At 66.3% G+C, this 14,864-nt stretch carries 16 protein-coding genes; 8 read left to right on the top strand and 8 right to left on the bottom strand.

All coding sequences use genetic code 11. From position 1 onward, the window contains the following. Positions 1-61: 61 nt before the first annotated feature. Positions 62-484 carry a metallopeptidase family protein gene (locus tag BST47_RS08300; RefSeq protein ID WP_083125139.1) on the top strand — a complete coding sequence of 141 codons (423 nt, stop codon included), beginning with the start codon at positions 62-64 and terminating at the stop codon, positions 482-484. A 9-nt stretch (positions 485-493) separates the two neighbouring features. On the opposite strand, the gene BST47_RS31580 is transcribed toward BST47_RS08300, so the two are convergent. Then, positions 494-910, bottom strand: a complete 417-nt coding sequence (locus tag BST47_RS31580) for a WhiB family transcriptional regulator (RefSeq protein ID WP_083125001.1) — start codon at positions 908-910, stop codon at positions 494-496. A 296-nt stretch (positions 911-1,206) separates the two neighbouring features. Here BST47_RS31580 and cofD point away from each other — a divergent pair, with 296 nt between their 5' ends. Genes cofD through BST47_RS08280 form a run of 3 tightly spaced genes read left to right on the top strand, consistent with a single transcriptional unit; the run spans position 1,207 to position 4,090 of the window. Continuing rightward, on the top strand, positions 1,207-2,205 hold the full coding sequence (gene cofD, locus BST47_RS08290) for a 2-phospho-L-lactate transferase (protein ID WP_083125138.1): 999 nt from the start codon (positions 1,207-1,209) through the stop codon (positions 2,203-2,205). Next, positions 2,202-3,542 (top strand): coenzyme F420-0:L-glutamate ligase, encoded by a 1,341-nt coding sequence (locus BST47_RS08285; protein ID WP_083125000.1) that lies wholly within the window; start codon positions 2,202-2,204, stop codon positions 3,540-3,542. The genes cofD and BST47_RS08285 overlap by 4 nt, the downstream gene beginning before the upstream one ends. Beyond that, the gene (locus BST47_RS08280) at positions 3,539-4,090 is read left to right on the top strand and encodes an NUDIX hydrolase (protein ID WP_083124999.1); all 552 of its coding nucleotides are present in this window, start codon (positions 3,539-3,541) and stop codon (positions 4,088-4,090) included. The genes BST47_RS08285 and BST47_RS08280 overlap by 4 nt, the downstream gene beginning before the upstream one ends. Here the strand turns inward: BST47_RS08280 and manB are convergent. From manB to rfbD, 3 genes are read right to left on the bottom strand one after another with little or no spacing between them, the layout of a single operon-like run. Next, positions 4,072-5,151: a mannose-1-phosphate guanylyltransferase ManB gene (manB, locus tag BST47_RS08275; RefSeq protein WP_083125137.1), complete on the bottom strand. Its 1,080-nt coding sequence runs from the start codon at positions 5,149-5,151 to the stop codon at positions 4,072-4,074. The genes BST47_RS08280 and manB overlap by 19 nt on opposite strands. Continuing rightward, positions 5,148-6,053, bottom strand: coding sequence for a glycosyltransferase family 2 protein (locus BST47_RS08270; RefSeq protein ID WP_083125136.1), 906 nt, complete (start codon positions 6,051-6,053; stop codon positions 5,148-5,150). Before BST47_RS08270 ends, manB begins: the two co-directional genes overlap by 4 nt. 22 nt (positions 6,054-6,075) lie before the next feature. Continuing rightward, positions 6,076-6,957: a dTDP-4-dehydrorhamnose reductase gene (gene rfbD, locus BST47_RS08265; protein ID WP_083124998.1), complete on the bottom strand. Its 882-nt coding sequence runs from the start codon at positions 6,955-6,957 to the stop codon at positions 6,076-6,078. A 67-nt stretch (positions 6,958-7,024) separates the two neighbouring features. Between rfbD and BST47_RS08260 the strand changes: the two genes are divergently transcribed. From BST47_RS08260 to BST47_RS08250, 3 genes are read left to right on the top strand one after another with little or no spacing between them, the layout of a single operon-like run. Continuing rightward, entirely contained in the window at positions 7,025-8,491 is a 1,467-nt protein-coding gene (locus BST47_RS08260; protein ID WP_083124997.1) for an LCP family protein, read from the top strand. Positions 8,492-8,529: 38 nt separating this feature from the next. Continuing rightward, positions 8,530-9,198 (top strand): TIGR03089 family protein, encoded by a 669-nt coding sequence (locus BST47_RS08255; RefSeq protein WP_207568571.1) that lies wholly within the window; start codon positions 8,530-8,532, stop codon positions 9,196-9,198. A gap of 24 nt (positions 9,199-9,222) precedes the next feature. Beyond that, a complete protein-coding gene (locus BST47_RS08250; RefSeq protein ID WP_083124995.1) occupies positions 9,223-10,635 on the top strand; it encodes a multicopper oxidase family protein in 1,413 nt (470 codons plus the stop codon). A gap of 3 nt (positions 10,636-10,638) precedes the next feature. Here BST47_RS08250 and BST47_RS08245 read toward each other — a convergent pair whose 3' ends face one another. Genes BST47_RS08245 through BST47_RS08235 form a run of 3 tightly spaced genes read right to left on the bottom strand, consistent with a single transcriptional unit; the run spans position 10,639 to position 13,593 of the window. Next, entirely contained in the window at positions 10,639-11,802 is a 1,164-nt protein-coding gene (locus tag BST47_RS08245) for an acyl-CoA dehydrogenase (protein ID WP_083124994.1), read from the bottom strand. A gap of 12 nt (positions 11,803-11,814) precedes the next feature. After that, on the bottom strand, positions 11,815-12,348 hold the full coding sequence (gene purE / locus BST47_RS08240) for a 5-(carboxyamino)imidazole ribonucleotide mutase (RefSeq protein WP_083124993.1): 534 nt from the start codon (positions 12,346-12,348) through the stop codon (positions 11,815-11,817). A 24-nt stretch (positions 12,349-12,372) separates the two neighbouring features. After that, the gene (locus BST47_RS08235) at positions 12,373-13,593 is read right to left on the bottom strand and encodes a 5-(carboxyamino)imidazole ribonucleotide synthase (protein ID WP_272937631.1); all 1,221 of its coding nucleotides are present in this window, start codon (positions 13,591-13,593) and stop codon (positions 12,373-12,375) included. A 93-nt stretch (positions 13,594-13,686) separates the two neighbouring features. Here BST47_RS08235 and BST47_RS08230 point away from each other — a divergent pair, with 93 nt between their 5' ends. Continuing rightward, on the top strand, positions 13,687-14,370 hold the full coding sequence (locus tag BST47_RS08230) for a GtrA family protein (protein WP_083124992.1): 684 nt from the start codon (positions 13,687-13,689) through the stop codon (positions 14,368-14,370). Here BST47_RS08230 and BST47_RS08225 read toward each other — a convergent pair. Beyond that, positions 14,325-14,843: a PH domain-containing protein gene (locus BST47_RS08225; protein ID WP_083124991.1), complete on the bottom strand. Its 519-nt coding sequence runs from the start codon at positions 14,841-14,843 to the stop codon at positions 14,325-14,327. The genes BST47_RS08230 and BST47_RS08225 overlap by 46 nt on opposite strands. Positions 14,844-14,864 lie beyond the last annotated feature (21 nt).

Below are 14,864 nucleotides of genomic sequence, written 5' to 3'. Positions count from 1 at the left end.
CAACCGTTACGATCGCTCCGTGGCCGAACGCGGACACCACCGATCACGCCGCGGCCGCGACATGCGCGGGCCGCTCCTTCCACCGACCGTGCCAGGCTGGCGCAGCCGCGCCGAACTGTTCGACATGGCGGTGCTCGAGGCCTACGAGCCGATCGAACGCCGGTGGCAGGATCGGGTCTCGACGCTGGACATCGCAGTCGACGAAATCCCCCGCATCGCGCCGAAGGATCCCGAGAGCGTGCAATGGCCGCCCGAAGTCATCGCCGACGGGCCGGTGGCCCTGGCCCGGCTGATCCCCGCGGGCGTCGATGTCCGCGGCAACGCCACTCGGGCGCGAATTATGTTGTTCCGCAAGCCGATCGAACGACGGGCGAAAGACACCGCCGAACTCTCGGAGCTGCTGCACGAAGTCCTGGTGGCACAAGTAGCCACTTATCTGGGTGTCGAACCCTCCGTTATCGACCCCACTATCGAGGACGAGTGAACAACTCGCCTAGATCACGCCGCGCTTGAGGCGACGGCGCTCACGCTCGGAGAGCCCGCCCCAGATACCGAAGCGCTCGTCATGGGCCAGCGCATAGTCGAGGCACGCGTCGCGCACCTCGCAGCCCAGGCAAATGCGCTTGGCCTCACGAGTTGAGCCGCCCTTCTCGGGGAAGAACGCCTCGGGGTCGGTTTGCGCGCAGAGCGCCTTCTCTTGCCAGAGGTCGTCCTCCGGCGTCAGCATTGCCGGCATTGCCGGTATTGCCGACGGCACATCAATCGGGGCAGGCACCAGACTTAACTGGGGACGCCGCGGCGTCTCGAACGGTGCCGGCCCGGTATTGGTGTGCGGCGCGCTGTCAACTGAGCCGAGCAGTCGGTCGTCGAACCGAACCGCATGATCGAAATCGCTGTACTCAAAAGACATTTTCCGCCTCCTCACCTGATGTCGTAGATCCGAAACTTGAGCCCCACTATTTACTGTGTGGCCATTTCAGATTCGAACATATGATCGAATCTCGGTCTGCGACACCGAAACCGGCTGGCCAACCGCGAAATGACACTGGTGTGATTACACACGCGCTAGCGGCCGCGGTCAAGCGTTGGAACAGAAATTCATACCATTCCGTGACCGGAATTCGGCGCGTCGGAATATCGGCGTGTCTGTCACACCCCTCGGCCACGTGCCCCCCGATCGCGCGCGACGGCCTAGTGTCGGTCACTGTGAAAGTCACGGTTCTGGTCGGCGGGGTAGGCGGCGCCCGCTTCCTGCTCGGCGTACAGCACCTGTTGGGGCTGGGCCAATTCCAGGATTCCGGGACGTCGGCACACGAGTTGACCGCCGTCGTCAACGTCGGCGACGACGCCTGGATGTTCGGGGTACGGATCTGCCCGGACCTCGATACCTGCATGTACACGCTGGGCGGAGGCATCGACCCCGAACGCGGTTGGGGTCATCGCAACGAAACCTGGCATGCCAAGGAAGAACTCGCCGCTTACGGTGTGCAGCCCGACTGGTTCGGCCTCGGCGACCGCGACCTCGCCACCCACCTCGTGCGCAGCCAGATGTTGCGTGCCGGCTATCCGCTGTCACAGGTGACCGAGGCGTTATGTGGCCGTTGGTCACCCGGTGCACGATTGTTACCCGCGAGCGACGACCGCAGCGAAACCCATGTCGTGATCACCGATCCCGAGGACGGCGAGAAGAAGGCGATCCACTTCCAGGAATGGTGGGTGCGATACCGCGCGCAGGTACCCACCCACAGTTTCGCGTTCGTCGGTGCCGAGGCGGCGAATGCCGGTCCCGACGTCGTCGAAGCCATCGAAACCGCCGACGTCGTGCTGATTGCCCCATCCAATCCGGTGGTGAGCATCGGATCGATCTTGAACATCCCCGGCATTCGCGGCGCGCTGCGCACGACGTCGGCACGGGTCATCGGCTACTCCCCGATCATCGACGGTAAGCCGTTGCGCGGCATGGCCGACGAATGTCTGTCTGTCATCGGTGTGGACAGCACCTCTGAAGCAGTCGGAATGCACTACGGGGCGCGCAGTGGCACCGGCATCCTCGACGCCTGGTTGATCCACGAAGGCGATCACGCCGAGATCGACGGTGTCGAGGTGCGCGCCGTACCACTGTTGATGAAGGATCCGGCGACGACCGCCGACATGGTGCGCACCGGAGTGGAGGTCGCCGGGCTGAAAGTGGATCCACGGCGATGACCGAACACGGATCCGCGGCAGCCGTCGAAATCCTGCCTGTGCCAGGGCTGCCCGAATTTCGCCCAGGCGACGACCTTGCCGAGGCGATCGCCTCGGCCGCACCCTGGCTCCGCGACGACGACATCCTTGTGGTCACCAGCAAGGTGATGTCCAAATGCGAGGGCCGTATCGTCGATGCACCCGTCGACGCCGAACAGCGAGATATCCTGCGACGCCAGCTGATCGACGCCGAAGCCGTGCGGGTACTGGCTCGCAAGGGCAGAACACTGATCACCGAGAACGCGATCGGCCTGGTACAGGCAGCGGCCGGGGTGGACGGTTCCAATGTCGACTCGGCAGAACTCGCCTTGTTGCCGACGGATCCCGATGCCAGCGCTGCGGCGTTGCGAAGCGGTTTGCGCAAACGCCTCGGAGTCACCGTCGGGGTGGTGGTCACCGACACCATGGGACGTGCGTGGCGCAACGGGCAGACCGACGTCGCGATCGGCGCCGCCGGACTGCGGGTGCTGCACGGCTACGAAGGGTCGCGCGACCGGCACGGCAACGAGTTGATCGTCACCGAGATCGCGATCGCCGACGAGATCGCCGCGGCCGCCGATCTCGTCAAAGGCAAGCTGACCGGTATCCCGGTCGCAGTGGTGCGCGGGTTGTCCCTGCCGGATGACGGGTCCAATGCCCGTCGCCTGGTGCGCGCCGGAGAGGATGATCTGTTCTGGCTGGGCACCGAGGAGGCCATTGCGCTCGGTCGCAGTCAGGCGCAGTTGTTGCGTCGGTCGGTACGCACCTTCACCGACGAGGACGTTCCACCCGAGCTGATCGAGACCGCGATCGGCGAAGCGCTCACCGCTCCAGCACCGCACCACACCCGGCCGGTCCGGTTCGTGTGGATGCAGGACCCGGACACGCGGCTGGCACTTCTGGATCGAATGAAGGCGAAGTGGCGCGCGGATCTCACCGGCGATGGCCGACCGGCCGATACCGTCGAACGCCGCGTCGACCGTGGCCAGATCCTCTACGACGCACCAGAACTCGTCATCCCGTTCATGGTGCCTGACGGTGCGCACAGTTATCCAGACGCCGACCGCACCGCTGCCGAGCACACGATGTTCACCGTCGCGGTCGGGGCCGCCGTGCAGGCCCTGCTGGTAGCGCTGGCGGTGCGCGGTGTGGGCAGCTGCTGGATCGGGTCCACGATCTTCGCCGCCGATCTGGTGCGCGACGAGCTCGACCTGCCAGCCGATTGGGAGCCGTTGGGCGCCATCGCGATCGGTTTCCCGCCCGAGCAGCCGGGTCCACGCGATCCGGTGCCGACCGACGATCTGCTGGTGCGCAAGTGACCCTGCACGCATCGGCGGTCCACGCGTTGACCGAATGGCATGCACCCGATCCCGGCCAGGACTCGCTGCGCCATGCCGTGCTGACGTTTCTGGCCGCGCGACACGACGGCTGTCTGCGGTCGTGCGAGCCGGGGCACGTGACCGGTTCGGCCCTGGTGCTCGACCACACCGGAACCCACGCGCTACTCACGCTCCACCCACGGTTCGGCCGGTGGCTGCAACTGGGCGGGCATTGCGAGGAATCCGACGCCGACATCGTCGCCGCCGCGCTGAGGGAGGCCACCGAGGAGTCGGGCATCGACGGTCTGCAGATCGATCCGGTGCTGGCCGCGCTGCACGTACACCCGGTCACTTGTTCGCTGGGCGTGCCGACCCGTCACCTCGATATGCAGTTCATTGTGCGCGCGCCCGCAGGTGCGGAAATCGCGCGCAGCGACGAGTCACTGGACCTTCGGTGGTGGCGACTGGACTCATTGCCGGACGACGTCGACTTCGGCCTCACTCAGTTGGCGGCCGCCGCTCGGCGCGGTCAGATGTCCGTCGAGTAGCGGATGCCGCCATCCGGGATCGTGACCCCCGGCCACACCCGCGCACCGCGCAACAGCTCGCAGCGTGCACCGATGTCGGCGCCGTCGCCGATCACGCCGTCGCGGATGAGGGCGCGAGGTCCGATGCGCGCTCCGAAGCCGATGATCGACCGCTCGATCACCGCTCCTGCTCCGATCTTGGCGCCGTCGAAGATCACCGCACCGTCCAGACGTGCACCACCGGCGATCTCGGCGCCTCGGCCGACGACAGTGCCGCCGATGAGCAGCGCACCTGGCGCGACGCTCGCCCCGTCGTGGACGAGCTCCTCGCCGCGGTGCCCGTGCAGCGCGGGTGACGGCGCGATACCGCGGACCAGATCGGCCGAGCCGCGCACGAAATCCTCGGGTGTCCCCATGTCCCGCCAGTACGTGGAGTCGACGTAGCCACACACCCGGAGGCCGTCGGCGAGCAGGCCCGGGAACACCTCGCGTTCGACGGACAGCGCACGTCCCTTCGGGATGCGATCGATGACCTCGCGCTTGAACACGTAACATCCGGCGTTGATCTGATCTGTCGGCGGGTCCTGCGTCTTCTCCAGGAACGCGGTGACGACACCATCGGAATCCGTTGGCACACAACCAAATGCCCTAGGATCGCCGACGCGAACCAGATGCAGGGTGACATCGGCGTCGTTGTTCTCGTGGCTGTCCAGCAGCGCGCGCAGATCAGCGCCGGACAACACATCGCCGTTGAAAACCAGCGCATTGGAGTGCCGCAGCTTGGACGCCACGTTGGCGATGCCGCCGCCGGTGCCCAGCGGCTCGGTCTCGACGACGTATTCGATCTGCAACCCGAGCTTGGACCCGTCACCGAACTCCGACTCGAAGACCGCCGCCTTGTACGACGTGCCGAGCACCACGTGCTCGATGCCGGCATCTGCGATCCTCGACAGCAGGTGGGTGAGGAACGGCAAACCCGCGGTCGGCAGCATCGGTTTGGGTGCCGACAGCGTCAATGGGCGCAACCGGGTACCCAGACCGCCGACCAATATGACGGCATCTACATCCGCAGGGTTCATCAGACCCGACCCCCCTTCGCCTGTTTGCGCCGGGAATTGCGCACGACCAGGCCAGCGCGCGCAGCTAAAGCGGCCTTGATTGTCCACCGCAAAGGCCCCTGTGACCAGTGTGGATAGCGATCCGCGAGAAAAGTGTAGGTACTGGTGTGGTGGGCGGCCAAGTTGCGGGCTGGGTCCCGCCCTGTCGCGTGGCCCTTGTCGTGCAAAATCTCCGCCGATGGCACGTACACATTCTGCCAGCCCGCGCGTCCCAGACGATCTCCCAGGTCAACGTCCTCCATGTACATGAAATAGCGTTCGTCGAACCCCGCGATCTCGTCGAATGCAGCCCGCCGCAGCAACAAGCAAGACCCCGACAACCATCCGACGGCGCGTTCGCTAGGGGCTTCCCTGGCCTGCCGGTAGGCCGCGGTCCACGGATTGGATCGCCACAGTGGTCCGACGACCGCGTGCATACCGCCCCGGATCAGGCTGGGCAGATGTCGCGCCGACGGGTACACCGTGCCGTCGGGGTCGCGGATCATCGGCCCCAGTGCACCTGCGCGCGGCCAGCGGGATGCGGCGTCGATGAGGATGTCGATGCTGCGCGGGCCCCACTGCACGTCGGGGTTGGCAACGATGAAAAAGTCGGAGTCCCCCGAGATCGCTTGAGCCAAGTCACCTTTCAGGTACTCGTCGACGGCACGATTCACCGCGCTGCCGTAACCCAGGTTGGCTCCCGTGCGCAACAGGCGCACGTTGGAATAGTGCGCCAGCGCTTCTTCAGGCGCGCCGTCGGTCGACCCGTTGTCGGCCATGATGACCGTCACCGCACGATCGGTGGCATGCGACAGCGACGCCAGGAACCGGTTCAGATGCGGCCCCGGCGAGTACGTCACCGTGACCACTACGAGCTCGTCACTCACGCGACGGCTACCCACTCATGCTTCACGGCGTAGAGGTTAATGGGCTGTGGTCGGCGATCGCCGCGGCGAGCGCGTCGCGCCAGGGCCGCAGCGGGGTCAGCCCGGCATCGGCGGACAGCCGGGCCGACAGCGCCGAGTACTGCGGCCGCGGAGCGGGCCGCGGATGGCGGTCGGTGCCGACGGGGCGCACCCGGGCAGGATCGGCTCCCACGGCCTCGAAGACCGCCTGTGCCTGCTCGTAGCGGCTCGCTTCGCCCGCGTTGGCGGCATGCAGGACCGGCTCTCGAATGTTTCCCTCTGCCACCTCGAGCAGGGCGCCCACCAGGTCGGCGGCGTAGGTGGGCGAGCCGATCTGGTCAGCCACCACGTCCACGGTCTGATCTCCGGCGGCAAGACGCCGCATCACGGCCACGAAGTCACCCCCGTCGCCGCCCTCGTAGATCCACGCCGTCCGGACGATGTGCGCATCGGGCATCGCGGCGAGCACCGAGAACTCGCCTGCGAGTTTGGTGCGGCCGTACACGCCCACCGGCGCGGTCTCGTCGTCGATCTCGAACGGGGTGCGCTTCGGGCCGGAGAAGACGTAGTCGGTGGAGATGTGGATGAAATCAGCTCCTGCGCGGGCGCAGGCGTGCGCGATATTGGCGGGCCCCACGGCGTTGACGGCGTGGGCGCGCTCCTCGTCGGACTCCGCCGCGTCGACCTTGGTGTAGGCGGCACAGTTGATCACCACGTCACCGGATTCGATGAAACGCTCGGCCGCCGGCGCGTCGGTGATATCCCACTCAGAGGAGGTCAGGGCCAGCACTTCGCGGCCCCGACTGCGCGCCTGAGCTGCCAATTCGCGTCCGACCATGCCACCGGCGCCGGAGATAACGATTCGGGCAGATTCTTGGAAACCCATGGTGACGAGTCTGGCACGCCGACCCGCGCTACCGGCTCTGCGCCCTTATCGCAAGTAACCTGGGCTGATGCCCGCTCGTACTCTCCGTGTCATCGCCGTGTCGATGGCACTGGCGATCGTCGTTGGTACCGGCGTCGCCTGGGGCAAGATCCGATCGTTCGAATCAGGCATCAATCACATCTCCCCCATCTCGCTGGGCGGCGGCGGTGAAGACGGTGCGATCGACATCCTGCTGGTCGGCGTGGACAGCCGCACCGATGCGCACGGAAACCCGCTGAGCCAGGAAGAGCTCGCGACGCTGCGGGCGGGCGATGACGAGGCGACCAATACCGACACGATCATCCTGGTGCGAATCCCCAACAACGGTAAGTCCGCCACCGCGATCTCGATCCCGCGCGACTCCTATGTGGAGGCGCCCGGGGTCGGCAAGATGAAGATCAACGGTGTCTACGGCTCGGCCCATTTCGAGAAGCTCGTCGAGCTGGTCGAACAGGACGGTTTGGAGAAGGCGCAGGCGGAACCGGAGGCCGTCGAGGCAGGCCGCGAGGCGTTGATCAAGACGGTCGCCAATCTGACCGGCGTCACCGTCGACCACTACGCCGAGATCGGGCTGCTCGGGTTCTCGCTCATCACCGATGCCCTCGGCGGCGTGAATGTCTGCCTGAAGAACCCTGTCTACGAACCGCTTTCGGGTGCCGACTTCGCGGCCGGCTGGCAGAAGCTGAGCGGTCCGCAAGCGCTGAGCTTCGTTCGCCAACGTCACGACCTGCCCCGCGGTGACCTGGACCGGGTGGTGCGCCAGCAGGCGGTCATGGCATCGCTTGCCCACGAAGTCATTTCGAGCAAGACACTGTCCAGCCCGGCGACGCTGAACCGGCTCGAGGACGCGGTACAGCGCTCCGTCGTGCTGTCCGACGGTTGGGACGTCATGGAATTCGCCGAACAGTTGCAGAAGCTTGCGGCGGGCAATGTCGCCTTCGCCACGATTCCCGTGCTCCAGGAGAACGGTTGGAGTGACGACGGCATGCAGAGCGTGGTGCGAATCGATGCCGGCGAGGTCAAGGATTGGGTCGACAGCCTGCTGCACGACCAGGACGAGGGCAAGACCGAGGAACTGGCCTACACGCCCGAGAAGACGACCGCCGACGTGGTCAACGCCAGCGACGTCAACGGTCTGGCCTCCGCGGTCTCACAGGTGCTGACCAACAAGGGCTTCTCCCCCGGCAGCACGGGAAACCATGAAGGCGCCCCGGTCACGGGCAGCCAGGTGCAGGCGGCCAAGGCCGATGACCTCGGCGCGCAGGCGATTGCCAAGGATCTGGGCGGACTGCCGATCGTCGAGGACGCGTCGGTGGCGCCCGGCTCGGTGCGGGTGGTGCTCGCTGCCGATTACACGGGTCCCGGTTCGGGCCTCGACGGTATCGACCCGACGCTGACCACCGCCGACCCCGTCGCGGCCGGCTCCACGGCGGAAGACCCACTGGCGTCACCGATCATCACCGCCGGCTCGAACGACCCGGAGTGCGTCAACTAGCTGTGAGCACAGTCAGTTCGGCGATTCTCGATCCGCTCATGGCGTCCGATCCTGCCGGTCCGCGGATCACCTACTACGACGATGCGACCGGTGAACGCATCGAATTGTCCACCGCCACACTGTGGAACTGGGCGGCCAAGACCGGCAACCTGCTGCGTGACGAATTGGGCGCGGGGCCGTCCAGCAGGGTCGCGGTGCTGTTGCCCGCGCACTGGCAGACCGCGGCCGTACTGTTCGGAATCTGGTGGATCGGCGCCGAAGTCGTCACCGCCGGAGAAGCCGACATCGCGTTGTGTACCGCGGACCGGTTCGACGAGGCCGACGACGCCGTCGGAGTGGGCGAGATCGCCGTACTGTCGCTCGATCCGTTCGGCAAGCCGGCGCCCGATCTACCCGTTGGCGTGACCGACTACGCCACCGCGGTGCGTGTACACGGCGACCAGATCATCCCCGAACGCCATCCCGGTACCGCACTGGACGGCCGGTCGGTGGACGACGTGCTGGCCGGAGCGCAGGCGTCCGCTGCCGCACAGGGTCTCACCGCCGACGACCGCGTGATGTCGACGGCCGACTGGACCAACGCAAACGACCTGACCGAGAATCTGCTGGCAGTCTTCGCGGCCGGTGCGTCGCTGGTGCAGGTGGCGCATCAGGATGCCGCTGTGATGGGTCGCCGGAGACAAATGGAGAAGATCACCCGCGGTTGAGCGAACAGTGCCACGCTGAAAATCATGATCAGTCGACGGCAGTTCATGGTCGTGGGCGCGATGGGCTTCGCGGGGGTGGCCGCCGCCTGCTCGCAGTCGAAGGCACCGTCAGCCGGACCCGCGAACCTCACTCTGGCGGCCGGTGAAACCGACATCGACCTCGCCGGCGTCACGCTTCGCACCTGGGCCTACAACAACCAGGTACCCGCTCGTGAAATTCGCCTGCGCAAGGGGGAGCGACTCCGGGCCGAATTGACCAATGCCCTGCCGCAGGGCGTAACGGTGCACTGGCACGGCATCGCGATCGTCAACGACATGGACGGGGTGCCGCCCCTGACGCAGGCGGCGGTGGCCAATGGTCAGACGTTCACCTACGACTTCGTGGTGCCCGACGCCGGAACGTATTGGTTCCATTCGCATGTCGGCACCCAACTGGACCGCGGCCTGTACGGGCCACTCATCATCGAGGACCCCGACGCGAAGGTCGACTACGACGACGAGCTCGTTGTCGTGCTGGACGACTGGATCGACGGCACCGGCACCAACCCCGACCGGGTGTTCGAGAACCTGCGCAAGACAGGGATGAAGCCGATGGAACCCGGCGGTCCTGGCGTGACTCCGGCGACTCCGCTCGGTCAAGACGGCGGCGACGTCACCTACCCCTACTTCATCATCAACGGTCGCGTCGCGAAAGATCCGCAGGTCGCGAATTACCGTACGGGCCAACGGATTCGGATGCGGGTGATCAACGCCGGCTCCGACACGGCGTTCCGGGTAGCGGTGCCAGGCACGTCCATGACGGTCATCCAGACCGACGGCTACCCGGTGGTACCGGTGCAGGCGGACTCGGTCATCCTCGGCATGGGCGAGCGGGTCGACGCGATCATCACCGTCAACGAGTCGCTGCCGGTCGTCGCCGTGCCCTACGGCAAGCCGGGCCACGCCCAGCTGAACATGCGGGTCAACAATAGGCCCGCCATGGTGAACGTCGACGAGTTCGTTGCGTCGGTGCGTACTCGGGCACCGCTGGACACCGCGACGCTGTCACCCGCGCCGGAGGTGACGCTGCCCGCGAAAGAACCCGATCAGATCATCGACGCCCGCCTGGCCGGACCCGTCGACGGCTACAACTGGCCGATCAACGGAAAGCTGTACGACCCGCCGCGCGATGGGGTGGCAGTAAGGCCGAACCAACGGGTCCGCATCCGCTACATCAACGAGTCGATGATGTTTCACCCGTTCCATCTGCACGGCCACACGTTCCAGGTGATGAACGGTGACACCCCGAAGGCCCGCAAGGACACCGTGCTGGTGCCGCCGCTGCAGACCGTCGATGTCGACTTCGACACCGATAATCCCGGAAAATGGATCACCCACTGCCACAACACCTATCACCTCGAGGCGGGGATGGCGTTCTTCCTCCAGTACGCCGGCTGATGCCTACTTGAGCAGTGCGCGTGACATCACCACACGCTGAATCTGGTTGGTGCCCTCGTAGATCTGCGTGATCTTGGCGTCGCGCATGAACCGCTCGACGGGGAAGTCCACCGTGTAGCCGTAGCCGCCGAACAGCTGCACCGCATCGGTCGTCACCGACATCGCGACGTCGGAGGCGTAGCACTTGGACGCCGAGGAGATGAAACCGAGGTCGGGCTCGCCACGTTCGGCGCGGGCGGCCGCGGTGTACACCATCAATCGGGCCGCCTCGATCTTCATCGCCATATCCGCGAGCATGAACTGCACCGCCTGAAAATCTGCGATGCGCTGACGGAACTGCTTGCGCTCCTTGGTGTATGCGATCGCGGCCTCGAGCGCGCCCTGAGCGATACCGACAGCTTGGGCGCCGATCGTCGGGCGGGTGTGGTCGAGAGTGGCCAGCGCGGTCTTGAAGCCGCTGCCCTCGTCGCCGATGATCCGATCGCCGGGGATGCGGCAGTCCTCGAAATACAACTCGGTCGTCGGGGACCCCTTGATGCCCAGCTTGCGTTCCTTGGCGCCGACCGCGAACCCCGGATCGTCCTTGTGCACGACGAACGCCGAGATGCCGTTGGCGCCCTTGTCCGGATCGGTCACCGCCATCACCGTGTACCAGGTGGAATGCCCGCCGTTGGAGATCCAGCACTTGGTGCCGTTGAGCACCCAGTCGTCGCCGTCACGGCGCGCACGGGTCCGCATCGACGCCGCATCGCTACCGGCTTCACGCTCCGACAGCGCATAGGACGCCATCGCCTCGCCCGCGCCGATGCTCGGCAGCACCTGCTTCTTGAGCTCTTCGGACCCCCGCAGCAGCAGGCCCATGGTGCCGAGCTTGTTGCAGATCGGGATCAGCGACGACGACGCGCACACCCGCGCGACCTCTTCGATGACGATGCAGGCGGCCACCGAATCGCCGCCCTGGCCGCCGTACTCCTCGGGGATGTGGATCGCGGCCATTCCGGCCGCAGTCAGCGCCGCTTCGGCTTCGTCGGTGTAGCGCGCCTTCTCATCGACGTCCGCGGCGTGCGGAGCGATCTCCTTGTCGCACAGGTCGCGCAACACCGCGCGCAACTCAGTGTGCTCGTCAGAAAGCTTGAAAGCGTCGAACGACGGGTTTCCGATGGCCATGACAACTCCTTGCTACTCGTCGGTAACTTTACCGTCCCGGATGAGCAGACGGTCACGCAGCGCCGCGTCCTTCTGCAGCACCACGTCCGACAGCGCGCTCTGGAAAGCCTCGACGCGCTTGCGCAGTGCGGCATCCGACGAGCCGAGAATCCGCACGGCCAGCAGCCCGGCGTTGCGGGCGCCACCAATCGACACGGTCGCCACGGGCACCCCGGCGGGCATCTGCACGATCGACAGCAGCGAATCGAGGCCGTCGAGCTTGGCCAGGGCCACCGGAACGCCGATGACGGGCAGCGGGGTGGCCGAAGCCACCATGCCCGGCAGGTGCGCGGCTCCGCCGGCACCGGCGATGATCACCTCGATGCCGCGCGCGGCGGCCGACTTCGCGTAGTCCAGCATCCGATCGGGCGTGCGATGCGCGGACACGATGCCGACCTCGAACGGAATGTCGAACTCGGCCAGCGCAAGTGCCGCGTCCTCCATCACCGACCAGTCGCTGTCGCTGCCCATGATCACGCCGACGCGTGGCGTCGTGCCGTCACTCATGGTTGCCTCTCTTCGCGCAAGCGCTCATCGGTGCCCACTCCATCCGTCGGTCCATTCCGCATGCGACAACCAGTGCGCCGCGCGCGTCGCGCGTTCCCGGACCTCCGCGACATATGCGGCGTCGTCCGGGGATCCCCACGCCGCGCCGAGGACGTTGACGTGGCCGATCTTGCGACCGGGACGCTCGCCCTTGCCGTACAGATGCACCTTGGCCTCTGGCATTCGCCCGAACAGGTGATGCACTCGTTCATCCATGCTCATCGTCGGGGTTTCTTGAGCGCCAAGCACATTCGCCATGACGGTCACCGGCGCGATCGGTGAGGTCTCCCCCAGCGGATAGTCCAGCACCGCACGGAGATGCTGCTCGAACTGACTGGTGCGCGCACCGTCCATCGACCAGTGCCCCGAATTGTGGGGCCGCATCGCCAACTCGTTCACCAGCAGCCCGCCGTCGGTTGTCTCGAACAGTTCGACCGCCAACACACCGACCACGCCGAGCTCTTCGGCAAGACGCAGCGCGAGACCGCCTGCGGCACCGGCGACGTCGTCGGCGAGGTCGGGAGCCGGTGCGATCACCTCCACGCAGATGCCGTCGCGCTGCACGGTCTGCACCACCGGCCACGCCGCACCCTGACCGAACGGTGAACGGGCCACCAGCGCGGCGAGTTCGCGCCGCATCTCGACCTTCTCCTCGACCAGGACATCGGCCCCAGACGCCAGGTACTCGGCGGCTGCCTCACGCGCGTGGACGATGTCGCGCGCCAGCGTGACGCCGCGCCCGTCGTAGCCCCCGCGCACGATCTTGAGCACCAGCGCGGTATCCGAACCGGCCGCGAAATCGTCCACGTCACCAGGCGACGTCACAGCCGCGAACCGCGGCACCGGCGCACCGAGCGCCGCCAGGCGTCGTCGCATCACCAGCTTGTCCTGGGCGTGGATCAGCGCCGTCGGCGGCGGCGCGACGTTCACCCCCTCCGCGATCAGCTTCTCGAGCATTTCGGTCGGCACGTGCTCGTGGTCGAACGTCAGCGCGTCCGCGCCCACCGCCGCACGCCGCAGCGCATCCAGGTCGTCGTGCGCGCCGAGGACCACGTCGGGGGTCACCTGCGCCGCGGGATCCTCGGGTGTGACGGCCAACACACGCAGTGTCTGACCGAGCGCGATGGCCGCCTGATGGGTCATTCTCGCCAGCTGTCCGCCGCCGATCATGGTCACCAGCGGCGGCTTCGTCGAATTGCGCGGCACGTGCCTATGTTGTCATGCGGCGGCCGCCGTGTTTCCCCGCGGTGACCTGCACAGGTACGCGTGAGTTGGTCAATTTCCGTACACTGCCCTGTTGTGTCCTTCACCGATGCCACGATCGCGCGGCTTCCACGCCCGATCCGGCCGTACTTCGAACGGCACCACGAGCTCATCAAGTTCGCGATCGTCGGCGCCACCACCTTCGTCATCGATTCGACGGTCTTCTTCACGCTGAAGCTCACGGTGCTGGAGCCCAAGCCTGTGACGGCGAAGATCATCGCCGGCGTCGTCGCGGTGATCGCGTCGTACATCCTCAACCGCGAATGGAGTTTCCGCGACCGCGGCGGCCGCGAACGGCACCACGAGGCGCTGATGTTCTTCGCGTTCAGCGGCGTCGGTGTGCTGCTGTCGATGGCGCCGCTGTGGTTCTCCAGCTACGTACTGATGCTGCGTGTCCCCGAAGTCAGCCTGACGGTCGAGAACATCTCCGACTTCGTCGCCGCCTACGTCATCGGCAACCTGCTGCAGATGGCCTTCCGATTCTGGGCGTTCAGGCGTTTCGTGTTCCCCGACGAGTTCGGGCGCAACCCGGACAAGGCACTGGAGGCCACGCTCACCGGGGGCGGTATCGCCGAGGCCGTGGAGGATGTGCGCGACCCGGCTCTGCACCCCGACGCCGCGGACGGCAACGTGACACCGCTGCGCAGGCCGACCCGCCGCGCGCGGCGGCTGGCTCAGCTCGGCGATTCCTCCGAGCCCAGGGTGTCGAAGACTTCGTGATACAGCAGCGAGTGGACCTCTTCCACTCGCGGAATGTCGGAGAACTCCAGCGGATCCTGAGAAGCTGACTCGATGATCAGCGTGCCGGTTCTCAGCATGCGATCGAGCACGCCGTGGCGGAATTCCACGCTGTTGATCCGGGCCAGTGGAATGTCGATGCCTGAGCGGGTCAGCAGCCCGTGCCGGAACATCACCCTGCGGTCGGTGATGACGAAATGGGTCGTCCACCAATTGAGGAACGGCCAGATCGTCAGCCAGATGACGATGACCGCCCACACGACCGCGATCACGATCATCACGACGTTGCGGGCGGTGGGATCCCAATTGGTGGTGTTGACGTAGCCCGCCGCGAACGTCGCGACCGCAGTGATCACCAACAGGATCAAGATGGGGCCGATCAGACGCTTCCAATGCGGATGGCGGTGCAGCACCACATGCTCGTCTTTGGCGAGCACCTTCTCCGGATATCCCATGAGCGAAGACCCTATTCCGGA

The organism is Mycolicibacterium tusciae (assembly GCF_002086795.1).
Lineage (GTDB): Bacteria > Actinomycetota > Actinomycetes > Mycobacteriales > Mycobacteriaceae > Mycobacterium > Mycobacterium tusciae.
The sequence above is the reverse complement of the archived record's forward strand: the minus strand, read 5'-3'. Positions and strand labels throughout refer to the sequence as shown.

What these genes read in the sequence shown, in the direction of transcription:
- BST47_RS08300 (WP_083125139.1), top strand. Translation starts at nt 62, where the DNA reads ATGCGCGGGCCGCTCCTTCCACCGACCGTGCCAGGCTGGCGCAGCCGC.
- BST47_RS31580 (WP_083125001.1), bottom strand. Translation starts at nt 910, where the DNA reads ATGTCTTTTGAGTACAGCGATTTCGATCATGCGGTTCGGTTCGACGAC.
- BST47_RS08285 (WP_083125000.1), top strand. Translation starts at nt 2,202, where the DNA reads ATGACCGAACACGGATCCGCGGCAGCCGTCGAAATCCTGCCTGTGCCA.
- rfbD (WP_083124998.1), bottom strand. Translation starts at nt 6,957, where the DNA reads ATGGGTTTCCAAGAATCTGCCCGAATCGTTATCTCCGGCGCCGGTGGC.
- BST47_RS08260 (WP_083124997.1), top strand. Translation starts at nt 7,025, where the DNA reads ATGCCCGCTCGTACTCTCCGTGTCATCGCCGTGTCGATGGCACTGGCG.
- BST47_RS08255 (WP_207568571.1), top strand. Translation starts at nt 8,530, where the DNA reads ATGGCGTCCGATCCTGCCGGTCCGCGGATCACCTACTACGACGATGCG.
- BST47_RS08250 (WP_083124995.1), top strand. Translation starts at nt 9,223, where the DNA reads ATGATCAGTCGACGGCAGTTCATGGTCGTGGGCGCGATGGGCTTCGCG.
- BST47_RS08245 (WP_083124994.1), bottom strand. Translation starts at nt 11,802, where the DNA reads ATGGCCATCGGAAACCCGTCGTTCGACGCTTTCAAGCTTTCTGACGAG.
- purE (WP_083124993.1), bottom strand. Translation starts at nt 12,348, where the DNA reads ATGAGTGACGGCACGACGCCACGCGTCGGCGTGATCATGGGCAGCGAC.
- BST47_RS08225 (WP_083124991.1), bottom strand. Translation starts at nt 14,843, where the DNA reads ATGGGATATCCGGAGAAGGTGCTCGCCAAAGACGAGCATGTGGTGCTG.